We start from the raw sequence: 21,646 nt of genomic DNA on the forward strand, positions 1-21,646 counted from the left end.
CAAACGCTTGGATCCTGGAATCCAAGCGCGTTTTTATTCTGGTATGTATAGGATCGATTTATAAAACCAGCCTACGGAAGCGAAGATCCATTAAATTCCCGGATATTATAGATAGAAAAAAATGAGTTGTCCTGTCATACTATTGGTAAAGTGTTCATTATAATCGCTCATGGGCGTTTGGAGGAGGGATATGTATTGGTATCAATGGTCATGTGGACGGTGATTTTTCTACTTATTGTTCAGTTATGTCTCCTTGGAGGGCTGGTCATTTCAAAGATCCACAGTTTGAAGGATGAGAGGCTTATTTCAATATACATAGACAAATACGAAGAGCCTTTCTTTCAATATTTAGAGAGAGAATCAGACGAATGTCCGGAACTTCCAAGCGACATCCGTTATCGTGTGCGGCTTGTCGAGCGGCTATTGAATCGCTTTGTGGACCAACGGAGGGGACAGATCGAATATACGAGAGTGCGAGATACCGCACAAACCTATCTCTCCCATGCTTATCGTCTTTACTTGAAAAATGGAAGTTGGTCTCAACGGGTGAACACCCTATATTATATAGAAGATTTCGACATGATTGATTTAAAAATCGACGTTTGGGGTTACTTCAACCAACTCACAGTGATGGACGAGGAATACCGGCAGGCCGTGAGGGTGCTTGCGGCCTTTCAGGACGAGCGAATCATTCGATTGCTGCTGGATAAAGAAACGCCCCAACGTCTCGTGAAACAAGTCCTTCGTCGTTTCAAAGACGACCTTTTTCAACAGATGGTGACGGTTTTAGAGAATGAACCAGGAAGGGTCCCCAGTCAGGTGCATCTGGCCGTTGTTTCCTACTGTGGGGAAAAAGGATCGTTGGATTATCTGCCGTTCGTTGAGCGGATGCTCCAATTTCCATCTAAAGAGATCCGACTTAAAGCTCTTCGGAGTCTTATGGAATTGAAAGCCTGTACCGATTACCAACAGCTGGATAAGTTCTACGAATCAGAGGTTTGGGAAGAGCGGATGTATGCGGCTAAAATTGCGGGTCGTCTGAAATTGGAATCTGCCCAGGATGCTTTGCTCAAACTTGCTGGAGACTCTCACTGGTGGGTGCGGTATGCGGCTTGTGAAGCGATGAAGAACCTTCCGGATGGTGCGCGTTTGCTTGAATATACTCACAACTACCATGAGGATAAATTCGCCCGTTCCATGGCAAGGCAGCATTTGACAGTGAAAGTAGGGGAACTGATATGAGTGTACAGCAAATTTACAGCTTATTAGAGATCATGGGTTACCTCGTGATTGTTTATATGGTTGTAGTAGCGGTCGTCTATCTTGCTTTATTCTTGATTGCAAGCCCTCAGATCCGCAAAGAGCGGGGGGCTTCACAGAGAGGAACTGATTGAAGATACAGCCATCAATTCAGACACTTTTCCGGTCTCCGTCCTGGTCCCTGCCTATAACGAGGAGGTCGGTGTCGTCAGTACAGCACGGTCGATGCTGGCCTTGAACTATCCTCAGTCCGAAGTGATTGTCATTGATGATGGCTCGAAGGATGAGACGGCTGCGCGTATGATCGATACATTTGCCATGGAACGAATGGAACTAGCCGTCCGGCGTCACTTTAAAACCCCAGGACATTTTGGAAGGGTATCAATCGAGGACTCATCCGAATCTCTATCTGCTGAGAAAAGAGAATGGGGGTAAAGCGGATGCCCTCAATGCAGGGATCAATTTTTCCAAATATCCTTATTTCGCAGCGATCGATGGGGATTCCATTCTGGACCGTGACGCGCTGTTAAAAACGATGAAACCGATCATCGATTCCAATGGGACCGTTACAGCGACAGGCGGTACAGTGAGAATTGCGAATGGCTCCAAAATCACCAAAGGGGTCGTCGAGCGGATCGGTTTACCAAAGCAGCCGATGCTTCTCATGCAGATCGTTGAGTATTTCCGTGCTTTCTTAATTGGAAGACTGGGTCTTTCCAAATTGAACATTCTTTTAATCATATCCGGAGCCTTCGGTGTTTTTGAGAAAAATCGCGTCATTAAAGCGGGAGGGTACGATCCGAATACTGTCGGTGAGGATATGGAGCTCATTGTGCGCATCCACCGGTCGCTGAAAGATGAAAAGTCACGACAGAGGATCGAGTATATCCAGGATCCGGTCTGCTGGACAGAAGCTCCCTCTACTTTTTCTTCCCTTAGAGCCCAAAGGAAGAGGTGGCAGAAAGGACTCGCGGAAACCCTGTGGAAACATAAAGAAATGCTGTTCAACCCCCGTTATAAGGGAATTGGCATGTTTTCTCTCCCTTATTATCTATTCGTTGAATTACTGAGTGCGATCTTTGAAGTGACCGGCTACTTGATCATCATTTCGGGAGTTTTCTTTTCTTTTGTATCGATAGAAATCACCATTGTCGTCGGTTTGTTGACGGTCTTTTATGGTTCGATGATTTCCTCTCTCGCCGTCTTATTAGAAGAGTGGACCTATCATAAAAACCCTGACCCGAAGAGCGTCATTCTCTTGTATGTATGGGCTCTCTCGGAAAGTTTCTGGTACCGTCCTCTTTTGGTCTGGTGGAGATGTGAAGGGTTGTTCCTGTTTCTCTCCAAAAGGAAAAGCTCGTGGGGCAATATGAACAGAAAAGGTTTATCGCAAGACTATTAAGTGCTTTTGGAATCTCCAAATCTCGATAAGCTGCACAGGTTTATAGAGGAAATGACTTCAGGCATGGAGAATCTATACAATCAAGGAGGTCATGTCGTGGAAGTCAACATTGTTGCTTTACCCGCGTTCAAGGTCAGGGGACGGAAATGGGAAGGAAGTTATGAACAAGTCCCTGGATTAAAAGACGTGATTAAAAAGGTGGAAACCGAAAAAGAAGAAATAAATCCTGTGGATCCGGATTATCAATGGGGGTTATCGGTTCATACGATTGAAAATGGCTTTGTCCATTTCAGCGGCTTCGAGGTGGAAGATTCGAAGAGCCGGGCATCGTATGAGGAAATGAACGTACCACATCATACATATATGACCGTTCATCATCCGAGAGGCAGAGAGATCGGTGAAACTTATGCATCGATCTACCAATGGTTCAGAGATGGAAATGCGAAGCCCTACCTTGAGCCGGAAACGAACTATTATGATGGGCTGCCATTGAAATTCGAAAAGTATCCCGTCGACCGGGATTTTGATGAGCCTCATTTTGATATTTACATTCCTATACAAGCATAATAAAAAGAGCCCGCTCGGGGCTCTTTTTTTAATAGACTTTATCTCCATTGAAGATGGAATTTTTAACGATGACATAGTCGACGTGGCGGATACTGTCAAGGTCTGTGCCACCAGCGTAACTGATTGCGGATTGCAGGTCCTGTTCCATTTCTGTCAGTGTATCTTGAAGGGCACCTTTATGTTCGACAAACATTTTCTTGCCTTCTACGTTCTTCTTTTCTCCTTTTTGGAACTCAGAAGCGGAGCCGAAGTATTCCTTGTAAAGCTTGCCTTCTCTTTCAACCGTGTCACCAGGGGACTCTTCGTGACCGGCGAAAAGAGAGCCGATCATGACCATCGTCGCGCCAAAACGTACGGATTTGGCGATGTCTCCATGTGTGCGGATACCGCCATCAGCAATGACAGGTTTGCTTGCCGCTTTCGCACACCAGCGCAGTGCTGCCAACTGCCAGCCGCCTGTACCGAATCCGGTTTTAATTTTCGTGATGCAGACTTTTCATGGACCAATTCCAACCTTGGTTGCATCCGCTCCAGCGTTTTCAAGTTCACGGACGGCTTCAGGTGTCCCGACATTTCCGGCGATCACAAACGTTTCCGGCAGAAGATGTTTGATGTGTTGAATCATTTCAATGACAGCAGTGGAATGTCCGTGGGCGATATCGATCGTAATGTATTCAGGGATCAGTTCCTTCGTTGCTAACGTCTGAACAAACTCGTATTCCTCCGGCTTCACACCAACACTGATGGAAGCGATCAACCCTTGAGCGTGCATCTTTTCAACAAAAGACAAACGAGTTTCCGGCTCAAAGCGATGCATGACATAGAAATAACCGTCTTGTGCTAATTGAGTAGCAATCGTTTCATCGATGATCGTCTGCATGTTGGCAGGGACGACAGGAAGCTTGAATGTATGGTTGCCGAGCTTTACGGATGGATCACAGGCCGATCGGCTGTTTACGACACATTTTGCGGGAATCAGTTGAATATCTTCATAATCAAATACGTTTTCCATGGATTTCACTCCTAAAAACCGAATATTTTTAAGGTTAATTAATTTTATTGTTCGTACATTTGTAATTTACCTTATCTTTGTTCTGTTGTCAAAGGTTCATGGTAAAATGATGAAAAAGGGGGAGAAAGTATGTTTGTACATAAGATCGATCATGAGCTATCACTTAAACTTGCAAGTCCAGAGGATGCGGAAGCATTATTTCAACTGACAGACGGGTCACGTAATTATTTGCGTGAATGGCTGCCTTGGCTCGATTCTACGAAAACAGTAGAAGACACGAAATCATTTATTCAATCTGGAAGGCGTGGATTTTCAGAAAACAAAAGCATGACGACTATGGTAATCTATAATGGTGACATTGCTGGTACCGCAGGATTCAATGAAATCGACCACACCAATAAAATCGTGAAAATCGGTTATTGGCTCGGGCAGGAGTTCTAGGGAAGAGGAATCATGACACGAGTCGCTGAAGCTTTGACTGATCATGCCCTTTTGGAAATGAATATGAACCGGGTGGAAATTCGTGTGGCCGAAGGCAATCAAAAAAGCGCAGCAATTCCGGCGCGCCTGGGTTTTAAGGAAGAAGGGAAAATCAGGTGTGCGGAATGGTTGTATGACCATTACGTTGACCATACGATCTATGGAATCTTAGCGGAAGAGTGGAAAAAGTAAAATGTTCGGATTTTAAATATAGAGAAGTAGAGGGATAGAGATGGAGAAGCACTACAATAGAAAGATCATACTCGTTACTTTCATGATCGGCGCATTTTTTGCTGTACTGAATGAGACGCTGCTTAATATTGCACTCACGGAACTGATGGAAGTTTTCGGGCTGGATGCGCCTACGGTCCAATGGATGGCCACCGGGTTCATGCTGGTGATGGGTGTGTTGATGCCGGTTTCCGCGTTACTGATACAATGGTTTACGACGAGACAAATGTTCATCGGAGTCATGACGGTTTTCTTAGCCGGAACGATCATAGCTGCATCGGCTTTGAATTTCCCCATGCTTTTGGCAGGGCGGATGATTCAGGCGGTGGGAACCGGGTTACTGATCCCTGTCATTATGAACGCATTATTACTGCTTTATGAACCGGAAGTGCGTGGCCGGATCATGGGGACGTTCGGCCGGTCATCATGTTCGCACCGGCCATAGGACCGACGCTTTCCGGCGTCATCGTAGACTTCCTGGGCTGGAGATGGTTGTTCATCACCGTCATTCCGTTTGCCCTGTTTTCCATATTATTTGCCGTCAAGTATTTGGAGAATGTAGGAGAAGTGACGCGTCCGAAAGCGGATATCATTTCAATCATTTTGTCATCTATTGGAATTGGCGGAATCGTTTATGGATTCAGCAGCGCAGGGGAAAGTGGAGAGGGATTTTCTTCAATCAGTATCATCATCATTTTAAGTGTCGCTTTCCTCAGTTTAATTTTATTTGTTTTAAGACAATTGAAATTAGAAGAACCGTTATTAGACGTTCGAGTGTTTACGTATAAAAGCTATGCGAGAGGAATTACGATATTTGTTATCGTCATCATGGCGATGTTCGCGTCTGAAATCGTCATGCCGATGTATTTGCAGGGGCCATTAGGGTTCTCGGCTAAGACCGCCGGGCTGTTGCTGCTTCCTGGAGCACTGCTAAATGGCTTGATGTCACCTGTCATGGGTACACACTTTTTGATAAGTTCGGTCCAAGAAAATTGATCATCCCAGGTACATTGGTCCTTGTCGGTGTCATGATTTTCTTCAGCAATATCAATCCTTCGATTCCCGTGTGGTCCTTTATTCTTGCCTATGTATTGCTGATGCTGGCGGTTTCTGCAGTTCTTATGCCGTCACAGACTAATGCATTGAATGAGCTGCCTAAGCATTTGTATCCACACGGGACGGCGATCGCAAATACGCTGCAGCCGATTGGTGGAGCGCTCGGCGTTTCTATATTCGTAAGTATCATGAGCCAGGGAGAAAGAAGTTATTTGAACAATGTATCCGGAGAAGTTAAAGGTGAGGTTATGGATCAAGCGATGACAGCAGGGGTTCATCAAGCCTATTGGTTTGCTTTAGGTCTTGCGATTCTCACATTCGTCGTTGCTTTGTTCATTAGAAAAGCCGTGGCTCCGGATTATTCACCAGAACAGCAATAATATAAAAGCAGGACCTTTCCGCTTGGAAAGGCCCTGCTTTTTTTATGCTTTCATGCGTTTGATAAAGGATTCGAGCGGTTCACGTGACTGGATATTTTCATTGCATTTCTTGCTGTCATGGCAGATATAATTGCCGCGGCTGATCGTTTCTTCATCATTTTTTCCCTTGAAGGTAGCCGTGAACATGCCCACCTTTTCATGTTCGTGGCAAATCGAACAAATGCTCTTTTGCCTTAGTGGTTTGTAATGGCCGTATAACCCTGTCAGCTGACCGTCTACCATCGTTATGATGTATTTTCGGTTTGTTGCCGCATCGTTCCACCCAATGTAGGAGAGCTCTGCCCATTCTTCATCAGAGATCGTAGGAACTCTCAATTTTTTCACTTTCGGGAACAACCTTTGGATGTCGGCTTGAGACAGTTTTGGAAAAGGAACGACATACTGCTTCAAGCGGGAGAAGTAAAGGATCGCATCGGTCTCGTCTTTGACGTCACTCGCTTGAGCGATCAATTGCTCCTGCTCTGGTGAAAGCTCCGTAAATAATTTCAACACTTTTTCGTTCGTAATCGATTGCAGAGCCTGGGTGACAGAGGCATCGTTCGTTGTCATATGACCATTCAACAGGTTGTGAGCCTGATTCTTTATAAAGTGATACTGATCGGAGCGGATAAATCGTTCCATAAGTAAACCCCCCGTTCAATTGTTTTCTTTTTATTATTTCAGAGCACGTCTTTACTATCAAACGTTATGCCTTCAAGTATATGGCTGTGCGGCCTGCTGGCACCCTGGCTCCTGGTTTGTTTCCGCGTACGCCTTTCTTACTGCTGCATACCTTTACGATTATTCGGAAATTGGAACCCGGTACCAACTCCTGGTTTTCCTTTACCAGGTACAGGAAAAGCATGAAACGTTTTCATGTATGGTATCGTAGAAGTAGATGTTCAATAGGGGGGGGGGATGGGAAAATGACGTGGAGACGGACAATGGTGAAAACAGACCGTGGAACCTTTGAAGTTTTTGAGAAAGGACAAGGCTCTCCGCTTGCTGTCACCCATTTGTATTCAGAGTTCAACGAAACGGGAGACTATTTTGCAGAAGCTTTTGTGGAAAGCCATAAGGTCTATTTAATCAACTTGAAAGAGTGCGGCAGGACGGACAAAGCCATATCTCCTCATGAATTGACGATGCTTGATAGCGTCTTAGGCCTTGAAGCGATCCGGAAAGCGTTGGGGTATGAGTGTTGGAGTTTTGCGGGGCACTCGACTGGAGGGATGCTTGCCGTCGTTTACGGGATCTATTTTTCAGCAAGTCTGGAAAGTCTAGTTATTGCGAATGCCGCAGCGCGAGAGTATATGACTTTTTCAGAGGGTTGCATCTACAATGAAGCGCACCCGAAATTCGATGAAATGCAATCCCTGATCGAGCAGTTGAAAAAGCAGGATCTTTCTGAGGCAAAAAGAAAAGAGCTAACGGTCGAACGGACGAAGCTTTCCTTGTGGAAGCCTCAAAATTATGAGCACTACTTTGATCGACCGATTGAAAAGAAGATGTCAGCGGTCCGAATGAACTTCTTTGCACGGGAGCTTCATACCTTTGATGTGACAAGGAAGTTGGGTCTCATCACGGCGAAAACGGTGGTCATATCCGGTCAGTACGATGTTCAATGCCCGCCTTCTTATTCTGAGGAAATCGCAGAGAGTATCCCAGGCGCTCTTCATATACAGTTCCATCAAAGCAATCACTACCCTCATCTGGAAGAGGAGCAGAAGTTTAAACAAGTCATCCGTGCCCCCCTTTGACTAGCCTGATCAGGGAGTGGTAAAGTTACTCTTGATGACAGCGTTTTAACAAGGAAGGTGATTATGGATGCATCAGGAAAAACAAAAAAGAAAAAGTGATTTTGCTAAGTTCAAAGAACTATGGTTTCTTTTGTTCATGCTGTTGTTCACCCTTTTTCATAACACGATGGTCATCCTCATTGGTGAGGGGTGGAGCTTTATTGGCTACAGCCTCTTGTTTCTAGTGATGTATGCCCTGTTCCGCTGGCTGCGGAAAGTCGTCGTGTTCATGAGAAAACCATTGTCCAGGGGGTCTCTGATCGGCTTTTACATTGCCGGTGTCTTCGTGCTCGGCGCGTTAATGATCCCATGAAGCAAAAGGGAGAGGAGTTCATGGGGATAAAAAGACGTCGATTTCTACACTTCTGAATTTAATAATGTTTGAATGATATGGAGCATTATGCACGTAGCGTACATATTGGATGGGGATACAAATGAATAAACGATCATTCGCTTTGTTTATGCATAACCATACTAGATAAAACAAGAATGACGGGGGATTCGATGCTGGAATTTTTCATGCTGATCATAACAGCTGTTTTGGTCGGGGGTTACATCTACTTGATCTATAAGAAGAGGAAAAATCTAAAAAAAGAGTATGGGTGGAAAAGCTATGTGACACCCGGTGCTTTCGTTGTAGCACCATTAGTAGCCTTGTTTTCCTATCTCTTTGAGTTTGGGGGCATAATCACTTGGTTTACCCTCGGGTTCTGCTTTATTACCGGAGCATTTTTCACAAAATATCTGCCTGAGCCAAGCGAAGGCTGACTCACACAGGACAGTAACCGTTCAAGGGTTGCTGTTTTTTGTTTTGGAAAACGTATGAACCAACTTTTCCTAATTAACATAAATATGACAGAAAAAGAAATAATAAAAGAAGAGGAGGAGGGTGCATATGGGTGAGTGGTTGGAGTTCGTTGCAACAGGGATCCTCGTATTTATTATACTCTACGTTTTAGCAAGAATCCTAAGCAAGAAGCTGATCTCACAAATGACGCTTTTCGACTTTATCGCCGGAATTACGCTTGGATCGATGACAGCAACAACATTCCTGGCTGATAATGTGACGCTTTCAAGGGGAGCTCTTGGATTACTTACCTTCGCTGCCCTTGTCCTTCTCATCGACTATCTCACACTTAAAAGTCTGACGATCAGGAAGCTTGTGAACAGTCAGCCCACTCTGTTAATGGACAATGGGAAAATTCTTATAAAGAACATGAAAAAAAGTACGTTTCAACGTCGACGAACTCATTGCGGAATTAAGGAAAGCAGGTGTGTTCCAGTTCAGCGATGTGCAGACAGCAATTTTGGAAACGGACGGATCTGTAAGCGTTCTAAGGAAATCGCAGTTTTCCCCTGTAACCCCTCTTGATCTGAAGCTTGACCCGAACCCTGTGACGTTTTCCCGTGTCGTCATGGTGCAGGGAAAAGTACTTCCTGACCAGTTGAATGCGAGTGGATACAGTGAAGCCTGGTTGGAAGATCGATTGCAGTCGCATGGCGTGTCCAACCGGAAAGACGTTCTCGTTGCCCAGGTCAATTCGGACGGAACTTTATATATTGAAACGATGGAATAGGTAAATATATGGGTATTCAGAGGAAATACAATAGGAGAGAGCAGACCATGAATTCATTCTTGGTTTGCTTTTTTATGTAAACGTGGGGTGAAAAACTCCTAGGAAGTAATTTGGAAAAATGTGTTTATTTATGAAGGTTGAAGGATATAGAGGGTTAGGTGGAAAATAGTGGGATGTTGAAGTCAGCCTTTGTATCTACATAGACCAGCCTCTTTTTTTACCGAATAAAATTCGGGAGTGTTTGGATGTTAAAAAAGTGTAACCTGCTGTTATTGAGTGCTCTGGTGTTGTTCCTGTTTCCTCTTCAAGTATTCGCTGCGGACATGACGCCAGAAGAATTGTTAAAGAAATCGAATGAAGCCATGATGAATCTTGATAGTTATTCTATGAAACAAGTATCAAAGGCTAAAATGCCGATGATGAATGAAGGAGAGGGAATGGAAACAAAAACCATGGCTGATGTAACGATGGATCCCCTCGCCTTTTATATGAAGACTGAATTGGCAGGAGAGACGACGGAGTCTTATTTTACAGAACAAGGCTACTTCAGTGAACTTCCAGGCCAGGGATGGGTGCAGCTATCCAATGATTCCAGCGAGGAAATGATGGCTTCTATGCTTGCAGAAGGTCAAATGGCACAGGCGCTCCCTCTAGCCGGGGATATGAGTGTGGAAGAAAGTGACGGTTCCTATGTTCTTCAATATGAGGGAGATGGGGAGAAGCTTTTGGAACTGTCGATGAAAATGCTTCAGCAGGGAATGGGTTCTAGTGAAGGTGAGCAAGGTTTAAAGGAATTGGGTGAAGAAATCCTTGATAAAATCTCCATCAATGATGTGACTTATAAAATGACCATAGACAAAGAGAATCATTATTTAACCTCCAGCCACATTCAATTGGAAATGGAAATCGAAACAGAAGAGGGCCAGCCGATGCCTATTACTCAAGAGACAGAAATGACGCTGGAAAACTTCAATGGTGTCGGAGAAATCCAAATCCCTCAAGAGGTGTTGGATCATGCTCAACCGATTGAAGATGCCATCGGAGGGGAACTTCCTGATACAGCAAGCCCGAATGTAATGTATGCGTTACTTGGCGCGACGATGGCGCTGTTTGCTGGGAGTGTTCTATTCATGAGAAAGAGATCTGTGCAATAAAAATAGAGCTGGGCTGAGGCCTGGCTCTTTCATCCTTCATTTGACGAGGAGGCTATTATGCTGAACAAAATTCTGTTTCTGCTTGTCGTTATCGGGTTTTCGTGTACTGCCTACTTCACATTTCAATGGTGGGATTCCACCCAGGCTGTTGAAAAAGTGACAGAAGCGGAAATAAAGGAATGGCAGTCCCATAATCAGGCAGAGAAACCCCATCCAGTGGTAATGAAAAAGAACGATGAATCTAACCCACCTACCTATTCGAATGAAAACCAAAAGTTTGATGATGGGGAGAAAGTAGGGCGGTTGATCATCCCCTTTTTAAATAAAGGCTATTCTACTTATTGGGGCACCGATGAAGAATCACTCCATCAAGGGGTAGGCATGTTCATAAGTCAATGGACCACGACACCTGATGAGAAACGCCATACCGTTTTGAGCGGTCATCGGGAGACCGTTTTTACACAGCTCGGCGAAATTGAAAAAGGAGCACCGCTTTTTTATGAATATGAAGGGAAACGGTACAAGTATGAAGTGGAGAAAACGTGGGTCACAGATGAAGATGATCGATCCGTCATCGTCGATCACGAGGATCCGACGCTTACACTTACGACGTGTTATCCATTCGATTTCATCGGGAGTGCCCCGGAAAGGTTTATTGTACAGGCGAAGTTAGTCGATGTGCAGGATATCGACTGATACGCACATGGCACACTTGATGTTATTTCATCGATCACACAAATTTCTCTTCATGGGTCACACGCGGTTCTTATGAAACTTATGAGTATTAAAGACGTCCGTAAAACCTTATCTACTACGGGGAAAGAAAGAGGGTTTAGGAATGTCTGCTTTATTTCTTGTCATAGGATTGTTAGGGCTGATTGCATATGTTTATTTCACACGAAGAAGCTTTTTTTCTGATGAGCGGAATGTGAAGTTGTGGATCATGCTGTTCGTATTTTTACCTTTAGTAGTGATGGGGTTGTGTATTTCCTTATCCTTTTAAAAAATGGGGGGAGAGGATAAACATCGGTCAGACAAGGATAAAGCCCGATAGAAGCAGGTAGTGTACGGATTCCTACATAAGGAACAACCCTCTTGGCCAAACTATGGAAAAACAGGGAGCAGGTGAAAAACATGACACGATACCGACTCGGATATGTAGCCATGAGTGTCCATTTACAAAATGCTTCCCCATCTCAAACGATGACCTATAAACGTTTTTCGGAAATTCGAGATGTTGAGGCTGCCAAACGGAAGCTGGAGCGGATTGCGAAATCAAACCTTCACAACTGTCTTCGATTACTGAAACATAATAAAGCCCATGACATCCACTTCTTCAGACTAAGTTCACGACTTGTGCCCCTGGCTACGCATGAACAATTGCAAGGGTGGGATTATTTGAATCCGATCAAGGAGGAACTTGCAGAATTAGGCGGTTTTGCGAAGGAGAACAACATGCGGATTGATTTTCATCCCGATCACTTTGTGGTCATCAATTCTCCGGATCAAGGAATTTTCAAAACGTCGATGGGCGTGCTCAAGTATCATTATCTGCTTCTCCATCATATGGGGATGGACCCGACCCACCGATGTGTTTTCCATCTTGGAGGCAGGTATAAGGATAAAGAAAAGTCGCTGGAGCGGTTCATCGAAAATTGGGCACTGGTCCCGACCGGCATTCAAAAGACTGTCATGATTGAAAATGATGATACGTCCTACACGTTAGCGGATGGTCTTTATGTCTGTGAAAAATTGAACATCCCACTCGTCTTTGATATCCACCATCATTATGCAAACAATGATGGAGAGAAGTGGGAGGAGCACTGGCCGCGTGTCGTGGATACTTGGAATCATTCTCCTCTTCCTGTGAAAATGCATATTTCGAGTCCCAAGAGTGATAAGGACTTTAAAAGTCATGCGGATTTCGTTGATTTGGATATGTTCCTTGAATTTGTAAAGAAAACGAATGGATCAACGGAACAAATCGACTGCATGATTGAAGCAAAACAAAAAGATGAAGCCTTGTTCCGTCTTGTAGAAGAGCTGAAGCAGCATCCGAATATAGAGATGCAGGATGATAGTTCGTTCATTTGGAAAGGGTAGATGCCGGTGAAAGGATCCTCACTTCATGAAATCTTTTTGTTTTGCACGTTCAAGGCCTTTTTTGATCAATTTTTTCAGGCGGCGCTTGATTCTTAAAAAAGGGATGAGTCTGTCTTCTTTCATCAGTTCATAGGTCAGGTGAGCGAATTCCTGTCTTTCTTCCGGTGTCAGAACGATGACTTCTGCAGGTTCTTTTTTAGGAAAAGGAATTAAATCTCCCACACGCATCGCCTCCTTCTTAAACGTTTATGCAGAAGGATACATAACATGCTATTTTTACGATACGGTTTTCCGATCAAAAAGCAGCTCCGTGCCATTGGCATAGAGCTGCTTTACTTGTGCTTAGATAAAGTCTGTTTGTATTTGATTCCTACCCTTTCCAATCTACTTGGTGGACCCGATTCAGAGTGTTATATTGGAATGGAAAGGAATGGTTCTAGTTCAATGAAGGTTGCTTACATGATCCAGTAAGAGAGGGAGTTTGCTATGTCTGAATTTAGGTTAACGATAGAAATCCGAAAGCCTTCATACGCACAGAACCGAACGGTAAGAGGTTCAATCCCCCAGTCCTTATGGAATTCTGTGCGCAATCATGTCCTTAAGGAAAACGATGATCAATGCCAAATATGTAGCTTTAATGATGAAAAGAAACTTCATGCACATGAAGTGTGGGAATATGATGAAGACAAGTTTCTCTTGATACTAAAGGAAATCCAGTGTTTGTGCAGGTCCTGCCACGATTTAAAGCATATTCACCATGTTGGCCATAGAGTAAACGAAAGTAAGAAAAGTGATTATGTGATGAGGAACTTAAAGAAACATTTCAAAAAGGTCAATGGGTGTACGGAGAAAGATTTTATCAGACATTATCGAAATCAATTAGCTAGGAGTACGACGGAACCTGTGAAAAGGTCCATGGAAGACTTCATAGAATTCCGAGAGTTGAGAGAGAGGGAAGCGTTCCTAATAGCGCAGGAATGGAAATTTGTCATCGGACAACATGTTCCATTAGCAGATGAGATGGAGGCGGCTCTCGATAAAATAGGGTTGCTTTATAAGAAAAATGATAAAGGTTCTTCTCCTTTGTCCTAAAGTTAAAGGATGATGGAGATTTTTGAGCTTTAGAAAGTAAAGGTTTAGTGATAACATACTCCCCTGGATTTTTTTTGAGAGCTTGTTTTATGTTAGTGTGCTAGAGTGCGCACACCTTACGTAAATCAAGGGGGAAGGTATATGAATCATCGTGCTTTAGGGATGTTATTAATTGGGTTGTCTTTATTAACCGGAGTCATTGTTTACTCTATTGGTGAGCTGATCACAGCAATAAAAATGTCAGCTGCCCATGTCTCATCCTCCATTTCAGGAGCGGATGGACCAGGAATTGGTTGGGGAGGGAACCCGGTTTTAACAACTGGTCCTATAATAGCGATTGCCTGTTGCATGATATTAGGATTTGTAATCACCAAACGCAAATAAATAGATCTTCAACAAGTCAGCAAACAAAGCTGGCTTTTTATTATGGAAAAGCTGTGTCCCAGTTTTCGAAACCGTAGGAATAAAAAGGGGATGAAAAAACGTGCGTGAATCATTCACGCACGTTCGTTTATTTAAAAAAAATCTCTTCGATTTATCCTTCCCACGCCGGAAGCATTTGACTGAGCGGTTTGTCCTTACGGTAACCGAGTACATATTCCGCCTGCATAATGGTGTGGATTTCCCTCGTCCCCTCATAAATCACAGGCGCTTTGGAATTCCGTAAATACCTCTCCACAGGGTATTCATTGGAGTAACCATACGCTCCGTGAATCTGCACGGCATCGTCCGCCGCCTGGTTGGCAAAATCACACGCCTGCCATTTCGCGAGCGAAGTCTCCCTAGTGTTTCTCACCCCTTTGTTTTTCAATGCACCTGCCCGGTAGACGAGGAGGCGGCTCATGTGCAGACCCGCTTCCATTTTTGCGATCATCTGCTGGACGAGCTGGTGCTTTCCGATCTCTTTTCCAAAAGTTTCTCTTTCATGACAGTAGTCCACGCTCGCTTCCAGACACGCCATGATCTGTCCGCACGCGCCTGCCGCAACCGTGAACCTTCCGCTATCTAGGGCGGACATGGCGATCTTGAAGCCATCCCCTTCATTGCCGAGCAGGTTTTCCTTCGGTACCTTCATTTGGTCAAAAAACAATTCTCCCGTATTCCCCGCGCGTATGCCCAGCTTTCCTTTGGTTGCTTTGGAGGAGAAGCCTTCATAGGTTCTTTCTACAATAAAACAGGAGATGCCGTGGTGTTTCTTGCTTTTATCCGTATAAGCAAACACTAAAAACTGATCGGCCACATCACAGAGGGAAATCCATGTTTTCTGCCCGTTCAGTACATAATGGTCTCCGTCGAGAGTCGCGGTCGTCTGCAATGCGGCGACATCAGAGCCTGCCGCCGGTTCCGTCAAACCGAAAGCTCCGATCTTTTCACCTTTCGCCTGCGGAACTAAGTACTTCTGCTTCTGGGACTCTGTCGCCCACTGCAGAAGGGTCATGCTGTTTAGGCCGGTGTGGACGCTGACAGCTGTACGGAAGGCCGTGTCTCCACGCTCAAGTTCTTCACAGACAATGGCGAGGGAATTGTAATCCATCCCGCTTCCACCATAGGTTTCAGGAATGCAGACACCCATCAGTCCGAGCTCCGCCAGTTTTTTCAACGTTTCCTGATCAAAGTGTCCGTTCGCATCCCATTTTCCGATGTAGGGCATGATTTCATGGTCGACGAAACTCCGGACCGCTTTCCTTAACATCACCTGTTCATCACTGAAATCGAAGTTCATTTCGTTCACTCCTTACACCTTGTGATCCTTTTTCCATTTATGGATCGTTTTTTTGTCATATCCGAGTCTTGTAAGAATTTCTTCTGTATGTTCACCCGCCTCCGGGGGATGCTGCTTGTATTCCACCGGCGTTCGGGATAGTTTCAGTGGACTTCCGATCATCTGCACATCACCGGCTTTTGGATGCTCGCAGGTAAGGAACATGTCTCGGGCTTTCAGCTGTTCATCTTTAGAAACCTCTTCGAGCGATTGAATCGGGCCGAAAGGGATGTGTTTTTCATGGCATCGGCTTTTCCAGTAAGCCGTATCCTCGTTCAAAAACTGTTCCTGTAAGATCATCGAAAGTTCCTCTCTGTTTTCCACCCTGCCTGCATTCGTAGAAAAACGAGCTTCCGCAGCAAGCGAAGGTTGTCCGACAATCGCGCATAATTGAGCGAATTGACGGTCATTCCCGACAGCGATGACCATATCCCCATCACGGGATCGAAACGTCTGGTATGGCACGATATTGGCGTGATGATTTCCGAGCCGCTCCGGGACTTTTCCGGTCATTAAAAAATTGCTCCCGATGTTGATGAGGGAACTGACGGCAGAATCGTATAAGGATAAATCGATTTTCTGACCTGCTCCGGATCGTTCACGTTCTAACAGCGCCGTTTGGATACCGATGCAGGCATACAAGCCGGTAAGGATGTCCGTAATGGCCACACCGAGTTTCTGCGGACCCGACTGATCATCCCCCGTGATGCTCATCAGGCCGCTCATCGCCTGGATGATGAAATCATAGCCGGGAAGGTGCTTGTATGGGCCTGTCTCTCCAAAACCCGTAATCGAGCAAAAAACGATGCGGGGGTTGAGCTCTTTTAAATGGTCATACCCGATCCCAAGCCGGTCCATCGTTCCCGTCTTGAAGTTGTTGATGATAACATCACTTTCTCTGACGAGTTTTTCCAACACTTCTTTTCCTTCAGTAGACTTCAGATCGAGCGTCAAACTCTTTTTATTCCGGTTGGCACAAAGATAATAGGCACTCACCCCTTCTTTGAAGGGAGGTCCCCACGTACGGGTTTCGTCACTACCTCCGGGAGCTTCGACTTTAATGATCGCAGCTCCGAGATCTCCAAGGATCATCGAACAATAAGGGCCGGCGAGAACCCGGGTCAAATCGAGGACGCGGATGCCTTCCAATGCGGCGGTCACCACTCATCACACCCTTTCACATTAGAAAAAGCCAGAAGAACCCATACGACGTATGAATCCAACTGGCTTGGGAAACACGGATCAATTCAGATAGGGGAGTTGTCCTTGACGGGCTATATCACACTATATGCAGCGATTTGGAAAAGATGACCTGGAAACTTTGTTTCATAGAATGAGGGATGGATTAATAGGATAGAGCGATGGGACAACCAGAATGTTTGAAGGGGGTCTTTCTATGATCCAAAGCTCGAAGCAGGTGCGAAGCCTGCCACCTTATCTATTTTCCATTTTTCATAAAAAGAAAGTCGCGTTGACCGCTCAAGGTGTTGATGTCATCGACCTGGGCATCGGGGCGCCGGATCTGCCGACACCACCTTTCATCATCGACCGTTTGACAGAAGAGGTACGTAAACCGAAGAATCACAAATATTCCCCGTACGGCGGCTGCCGGGAGTTCAGGGAAGCCGTTGCGGATTTCTATAGATCGCATTATGACGTGGATTTGGATCCAGAGACGGAAGTGCTGACACTGATCGGATCGAAAGAGGGCATCGCTCATTTGATCAGCGCCGTCCTCGACCCTAGGGACGGAGTTCTTGCGCCGGACCCGGGCTATCCTGTCTATCAATCCGCGATCCATCTCGCCCATGGAGTCACGGTCCGCTTTCCGTTGGATGAAGAAAACAGTTATGCCCCGATGTTCGATCAAATCTCTCCGCGGGATGTTTCAAGGTCGAAAATGATGCTGCTCAACTATCCGAACAATCCGACCGGCGGGACGGTCGATGTGGACACATTTGAGGAAGCGGTCCGTTTTGCGAAAGAACACCAACTTTCACTCATCCATGATGCCGCTTACGATCTTGTCACATTCGGAGATTACAAGGCTCCCAGTCTACTGCAGGTACCGGGGGCAAAAGAAATAGGAGTCGAATTCGGTTCACTTTCAAAAACGTTCAACATGTCCGGCTGGCGCCTTGGATACATCGTCGGCAATAAAGAACTGATCCGCTCTCTCAGTGTGTACAAGAGCAATATGGATACGAGTCAGTTTTTACCGGTCCAGTTGGCGGGCGCTACGGCACTTCGTAGTGATTTTTCATCAGTAAGAGCGAACAACCGGACGTACGAGCAGCGGCTCGATCTTATGATGAGTGCCTTCAACGGAATGAATATCTCTGCTGAAAAACCGAAGGGCACCTTCTTTCTATGGGCGCGTGTGCCTGATGGATATACGTCGCAGGGATTCTCTGAAAAGATGCTCGATGAAGCGGGCATCATCCTTACGCCGGGAACAGCGTTCGGTCAAAAGGGGGAGGGCTATTTCCGGATGAGCCTGTCTGTTCCGATTGAGCGGCTGCATGAAGCTTCAATACGCATGAAAAAAGCGATGAAAGGAGGCTGAAGTCTATGGACGAACGCCAGATGACGAGCGCGGAAGCCATCGTCTCCTGTCTAAAGAGACAAGGCATTTCCAAAGTTTTTTGCGTTCCAGGGGAAAGCTATCTTCCCGTGATGGATGCCATTTTGAAAGAGCCGGGCATGGAGCTCATCTCGGCCAGACACGAAGGTGGGGCCGCATTTATGGCGGAAGGGTACGCAAAGGCGAGTGGGACCCCAGGCGTTGTAATGGCGACAAGGGGCGTCGGTGCGAGTAACCTTGCCATTGGTGTTCATACCGCTTATCAGGACTCCACACCAATGGTCGTCCTCCTCGGGCAGGTGCACACGAACTTCAGTGGACGTGAAGGCTTCCGGGAAGTCGATCTTGAAGCTTTTTTCAGACCCATCGCTAAATGGGTGGCTGAAATCCGCGAACCGCCCCGGACGCCGGAACTCATCCAACGGGCGCTCAGGATCGCCATGTCGGGAAGGCCTGGACCTGTCGTCCTTTCTTTGCCTGAAGATGTTTTGAAAAAAGATGCATTCATGTCATTCGGCCCTGTTGTAAAAAAGCCAGCACCAAAGCCCTCGGATCATGAGGTCATCGAGGTGGTCGACCGGCTCCGTTTAGCGGAACGTCCGTTGATTTTAGCGGGTGGGGGAGTGAAGCTTGCGGGTGCAGAAATGGCTTTGAAACGGCTCGCTTATAAATGGGGAGCTCCGATTGTGAGTGCATTCCGACGGCATGATGTTTTTCCGAACGACGACATCCACTATTGCGGACATCTGGGGCTCGGCACGCATCCGAACATTCTAGAGACGATCGCTCAGGCGGATACAGTACTCGCTGTCGGGACAAGACTTTCTGAAGTGACGACACAGGACTATTCGCTTTTAAAAGGGCAGACCTTGATCCACTGTGATATCGATGACCGTGTCCTTGGCAAAGTCTATCCTCCTGATGTAGGCATTGTAGCGGATGCCAACGAAATGCTTGAAGCACTAGCGGATGCGGCCTACGGAAGGGATTTAATTTCGTGGACAAGCGCGCGGCGGAAAGCATATGAAGCGACGCTCGTTACCGATGGTCGCAAAAACTTGAATGGGGAAGTGATTTCGCTTCTTCAGGAAAACCTGCCGGAAGACAGCATCCTCACGAACGATGCGGGGAACTTCGCCGGCTGGCTGCACACGTATTTTCAATTTAAGAAACACCAATATATAGGGCCTACTTCAGGGGCGATGGGGTACGGTATGCCGGCAGCCCTAGGAGCGAAACTTGCGAAACCTGAGAAGAAGGTCGTTTCTCTTTCGGGCGATGGTGGATTCATGATGACGATTCAGGAGCTTGAGACGGCGGTCCGCTATGACATTCCAATCATCAGCATCGTATTCAATAACCGGATGTACGGAACCATCCGCATGCATCAGGAAATCCATTTTCCAGGCGAAGTCATCGGTACGGATTTAGGGGATGTCGCTTTTTCAAAAGTGGCGGAAAATGTAGGCGCTGCCGGTTTTCTTGTGAAAACAGCAGAAGAGTTCAGACAAGCCCTGGATCAGGCGCTGGTCTTGGACAAGCCTGTGGTCATTGAAGTTGAAACCGATCCTGAACAAATATCCTTATCAAGAACGATCAGCCAATTAAGAAAAAAAGGGGGAGAATCAAAGTGACATTGATTCATGAGGAGCAGTTAAAGAATTTCATAGATGGAAAATGGGTGGAGCCGTCTTCCGGCAAGGCGACAGCCGTCATCAATCCGGCGACATCCGAAACGCTGGTGAACGTCCCGCTATCAACAGCTTTTGATGTGGAAAAGGCGACAAGCGCTGCGAAAAAAGCACAGAAAAGCTGGGCACTCGTGCCGGCACCGCAAAGAGCAGAAGTGTTGTACCGCGTCGGTTTAATTATGAAAGAACGAAAAGAGCGGCTCTCCCAGCTATTGACGATGGAGAACGGAAAAGTCATCGAAGAAGCGCGGGGAGAAGTCCAGGAAGGCATTGACATGGCTTTCTACATGGCCGGGGAAGGACGCCGATTGTTCGGGCAGACGACACCTTCAGAGTTGAAGGATAAATTCGCGATGAGCGTCCGGGCCCCTGTCGGCGTCGTGGGCATCATCACGCCATGGAACTTTCCGATCGCGATTGCGACATGGAAGTCCTTCCCGGCGATCGTTGCCGGAAACGCGGTCGTTTGGAAGCCTGCGACAGAAACACCGATCATGGCCTATGAACTGGCGAAAATTTTTGAAGAAGCCGGCTTGCCGAAAGGGGTCATCAATGTCGTGTTCGGCTCGGGATCCACGGTAGGCGAAGCGATGATCGAGCAGGACGACATCCGGGTCATTTCGTTTACAGGATCGAATGAAGTCGGTCGCGGCATTGCAGCGAAATGCGGCCAGCGTCTCAAAAAAGTTTCTCTTGAAATGGGAGGGAAGAACGGCGTAATCGTGATGGATGATGCCGACTTGTCCCTTGCCGTCGAAGGGATTCTATGGAGTGCATACGGGACAAGCGGTCAGCGCTGTACGGCCTGCAGCCGTGTCATGGTCCACGAAAAGGTCAAAGATGAACTGGAAGAACGCCTGCAAAAGGAGATCGCCAAACTTTCGATCGGAAATGGTCTCGATGAATCGATCAAAGTCGGACCGATCATCAATCGTGCAGGTCTTGAAAAAGTGAAAAGCTATATCAGCGTCGGGAAGGAAGAGGGAGCGAAACTTCTGACCGGCGGCTATATCATGGAAAACGGCAATCACAAAAAAAGGAAACTATTTCGCTCCGACGTTATTTACGGACGTGAAACCAGACATGCGCATCGCCCAGGAAGAGATTTTCGGGCCGGTCGTTTCACTGATACCGGTGAAAAGTTTTGAGGAAGCTGTTGAAATCAACAACAGTGTGGAATTCGGCTTGTCGAGTTCGATTTTCACACAAAATGTGAACCAAGTATTCGCCGCTCAGCGGGATTTAGATACAGGCATCGTTTATGTGAATGCAGGGACGACAGGGGCTGAAATCCACCTGCCGTTCGGCGGGACGAAGGGAACCGGAAATGGCCACAGAGATTCTGGAGTGGCTGCCCTCGATGTGTTCACCGAATGGAAAGCGGTGTACGTCGATTTCAGCGGGAAATTGCAGCGTGCCCAAATCGATGTCGAGTAATTTTATAGAGAAAAAGGAGT

The 21,646-nt window shown here is 46.3% G+C and carries 18 protein-coding genes and 6 pseudogenes; 19 read left to right on the forward strand and 5 right to left on the reverse strand.

Going from position 1 to position 21,646, the window contains the following annotated elements; genetic code table 11:
- Nucleotides 1–204 precede the first annotated feature (204 nt).
- The 3 genes and pseudogenes from LC065_RS12810 (at nt 205) to LC065_RS12820 (ending at nt 3,229) form a co-directional block, all read left to right on the forward strand.
- Complete coding sequence (locus tag LC065_RS12810) at nt 205–1,242, forward strand: HEAT repeat domain-containing protein (RefSeq protein WP_226591657.1); 1,038 nt, start codon at nt 205–207, stop codon at nt 1,240–1,242.
- Nucleotides 1,239–2,662, forward strand: a pseudogene (locus tag LC065_RS12815) (glycosyltransferase). The gene LC065_RS12810 and the pseudogene LC065_RS12815 overlap by 4 nt, the downstream one beginning before the upstream one ends.
- A 96-nt stretch (nt 2,663–2,758) precedes the next feature.
- Complete coding sequence (locus LC065_RS12820) at nt 2,759–3,229, forward strand: GyrI-like domain-containing protein (RefSeq protein ID WP_226590457.1); 471 nt, start codon at nt 2,759–2,761, stop codon at nt 3,227–3,229.
- Between the two features lie 28 nt (nt 3,230–3,257).
- On the opposite strand, the pseudogene guaC reads toward LC065_RS12820, so the two are convergent.
- Nucleotides 3,258–4,241, reverse strand: a pseudogene (gene guaC / locus LC065_RS12825) (GMP reductase).
- A 129-nt stretch (nt 4,242–4,370) separates the two neighbouring features.
- Here guaC and LC065_RS12830 point away from each other — a divergent pair.
- Nucleotides 4,371–4,913, forward strand: a pseudogene (locus LC065_RS12830) (GNAT family N-acetyltransferase).
- Between the two features lie 40 nt (nt 4,914–4,953).
- Nucleotides 4,954–6,388, forward strand: a pseudogene (locus LC065_RS12835) (MDR family MFS transporter).
- Nucleotides 6,389–6,430: 42 nt separating this feature from the next.
- Here LC065_RS12835 and LC065_RS12840 read toward each other — a convergent pair.
- On the reverse strand, nt 6,431–7,069 hold the full coding sequence (locus LC065_RS12840; RefSeq protein WP_226590447.1) for a FusB/FusC family EF-G-binding protein: 639 nt from the start codon (nt 7,067–7,069) through the stop codon (nt 6,431–6,433).
- Nucleotides 7,070–7,353: 284 nt separating this feature from the next.
- Here LC065_RS12840 and LC065_RS12845 point away from each other — a divergent pair, with 284 nt between their 5' ends.
- From LC065_RS12845 to uvsE, 8 genes and pseudogenes are all read left to right on the forward strand, one after another.
- Complete coding sequence (locus LC065_RS12845; RefSeq protein WP_306163455.1) at nt 7,354–8,187, forward strand: alpha/beta fold hydrolase; 834 nt, start codon at nt 7,354–7,356, stop codon at nt 8,185–8,187.
- A gap of 67 nt (nt 8,188–8,254) precedes the next feature.
- Nucleotides 8,255–8,539 (forward strand): hypothetical protein, encoded by a 285-nt coding sequence (locus LC065_RS12850; protein WP_306163456.1) that lies wholly within the window; start codon nt 8,255–8,257, stop codon nt 8,537–8,539.
- Nucleotides 8,540–8,730: 191 nt separating this feature from the next.
- The gene (locus tag LC065_RS12855; protein WP_264187716.1) at nt 8,731–8,994 is read left to right on the forward strand and encodes a hypothetical protein; all 264 of its coding nucleotides are present in this window, start codon (nt 8,731–8,733) and stop codon (nt 8,992–8,994) included.
- Between the two features lie 464 nt (nt 8,995–9,458).
- A pseudogene (locus LC065_RS12860) lies at nt 9,459–9,803 on the forward strand (DUF421 domain-containing protein); the annotation flags it as partial.
- Between the two features lie 245 nt (nt 9,804–10,048).
- Nucleotides 10,049–10,957 carry a DUF6612 family protein gene (locus LC065_RS12865; RefSeq protein WP_226590438.1) on the forward strand — a complete coding sequence of 303 codons (909 nt, stop codon included), beginning with the start codon at nt 10,049–10,051 and terminating at the stop codon, nt 10,955–10,957.
- Between the two features lie 57 nt (nt 10,958–11,014).
- Nucleotides 11,015–11,653 (forward strand): class D sortase, encoded by a 639-nt coding sequence (locus tag LC065_RS12870; protein ID WP_226590436.1) that lies wholly within the window; start codon nt 11,015–11,017, stop codon nt 11,651–11,653.
- Between the two features lie 142 nt (nt 11,654–11,795).
- Complete coding sequence (locus LC065_RS12875; protein WP_226590434.1) at nt 11,796–11,960, forward strand: hypothetical protein; 165 nt, start codon at nt 11,796–11,798, stop codon at nt 11,958–11,960.
- A gap of 131 nt (nt 11,961–12,091) precedes the next feature.
- Entirely contained in the window at nt 12,092–13,060 is a 969-nt protein-coding gene (gene uvsE / locus LC065_RS12880) for a UV DNA damage repair endonuclease UvsE (protein ID WP_226590432.1), read from the forward strand.
- 18 nt (nt 13,061–13,078) lie between these two features.
- Here uvsE and LC065_RS12885 read toward each other — a convergent pair whose 3' ends face one another.
- The gene (locus tag LC065_RS12885) at nt 13,079–13,282 is read right to left on the reverse strand and encodes a hypothetical protein (protein WP_226590429.1); all 204 of its coding nucleotides are present in this window, start codon (nt 13,280–13,282) and stop codon (nt 13,079–13,081) included.
- 45 nt (nt 13,283–13,327) lie between these two features.
- On the opposite strand from LC065_RS12885, the gene LC065_RS12890 reads away from it, so the two are divergent.
- From LC065_RS12890 to LC065_RS12900, 3 genes are all read left to right on the forward strand, one after another.
- Complete coding sequence (locus LC065_RS12890) at nt 13,328–13,531, forward strand: hypothetical protein (protein WP_306163457.1); 204 nt, start codon at nt 13,328–13,330, stop codon at nt 13,529–13,531.
- A 330-nt stretch (nt 13,532–13,861) separates the two neighbouring features.
- The gene (locus tag LC065_RS12895; protein ID WP_306163458.1) at nt 13,862–14,152 is read left to right on the forward strand and encodes a hypothetical protein; all 291 of its coding nucleotides are present in this window, start codon (nt 13,862–13,864) and stop codon (nt 14,150–14,152) included.
- Between the two features lie 141 nt (nt 14,153–14,293).
- Nucleotides 14,294–14,536 carry a hypothetical protein gene (locus LC065_RS12900; protein ID WP_226590423.1) on the forward strand — a complete coding sequence of 81 codons (243 nt, stop codon included), beginning with the start codon at nt 14,294–14,296 and terminating at the stop codon, nt 14,534–14,536.
- A gap of 151 nt (nt 14,537–14,687) precedes the next feature.
- Here LC065_RS12900 and LC065_RS12905 read toward each other — a convergent pair whose 3' ends face one another.
- Nucleotides 14,688–15,875, reverse strand: a complete 1,188-nt coding sequence (locus tag LC065_RS12905) for an acyl-CoA dehydrogenase family protein (RefSeq protein ID WP_306163459.1) — start codon at nt 15,873–15,875, stop codon at nt 14,688–14,690.
- A 12-nt stretch (nt 15,876–15,887) separates the two neighbouring features.
- A complete protein-coding gene (locus tag LC065_RS12910) occupies nt 15,888–17,075 on the reverse strand; it encodes a CaiB/BaiF CoA transferase family protein (protein ID WP_306163460.1) in 1,188 nt (395 codons plus the stop codon).
- A gap of 235 nt (nt 17,076–17,310) precedes the next feature.
- On the opposite strand from LC065_RS12910, the gene LC065_RS12915 reads away from it, so the two are divergent.
- The 3 genes and pseudogenes from LC065_RS12915 (at nt 17,311) to LC065_RS12925 (ending at nt 21,626) form a co-directional block, all read left to right on the forward strand.
- Complete coding sequence (locus tag LC065_RS12915) at nt 17,311–18,480, forward strand: aminotransferase class I/II-fold pyridoxal phosphate-dependent enzyme (RefSeq protein WP_306163461.1); 1,170 nt, start codon at nt 17,311–17,313, stop codon at nt 18,478–18,480.
- Between the two features lie 5 nt (nt 18,481–18,485).
- A complete protein-coding gene (locus tag LC065_RS12920; protein WP_306163462.1) occupies nt 18,486–20,132 on the forward strand; it encodes a thiamine pyrophosphate-dependent enzyme in 1,647 nt (548 codons plus the stop codon).
- Nucleotides 20,129–21,626, forward strand: a pseudogene (locus LC065_RS12925) (aldehyde dehydrogenase family protein). Before LC065_RS12920 ends, LC065_RS12925 begins: the two are co-directional and overlap by 4 nt.
- The last annotated feature ends 20 nt before the right edge of the window (nt 21,627–21,646 follow it).

Origin of the sequence: Halobacillus litoralis (assembly GCF_020524085.2) — a bacterium.
GTDB lineage: Bacteria > Bacillota > Bacilli > Bacillales > Halobacillaceae > Halobacillus > Halobacillus litoralis_E.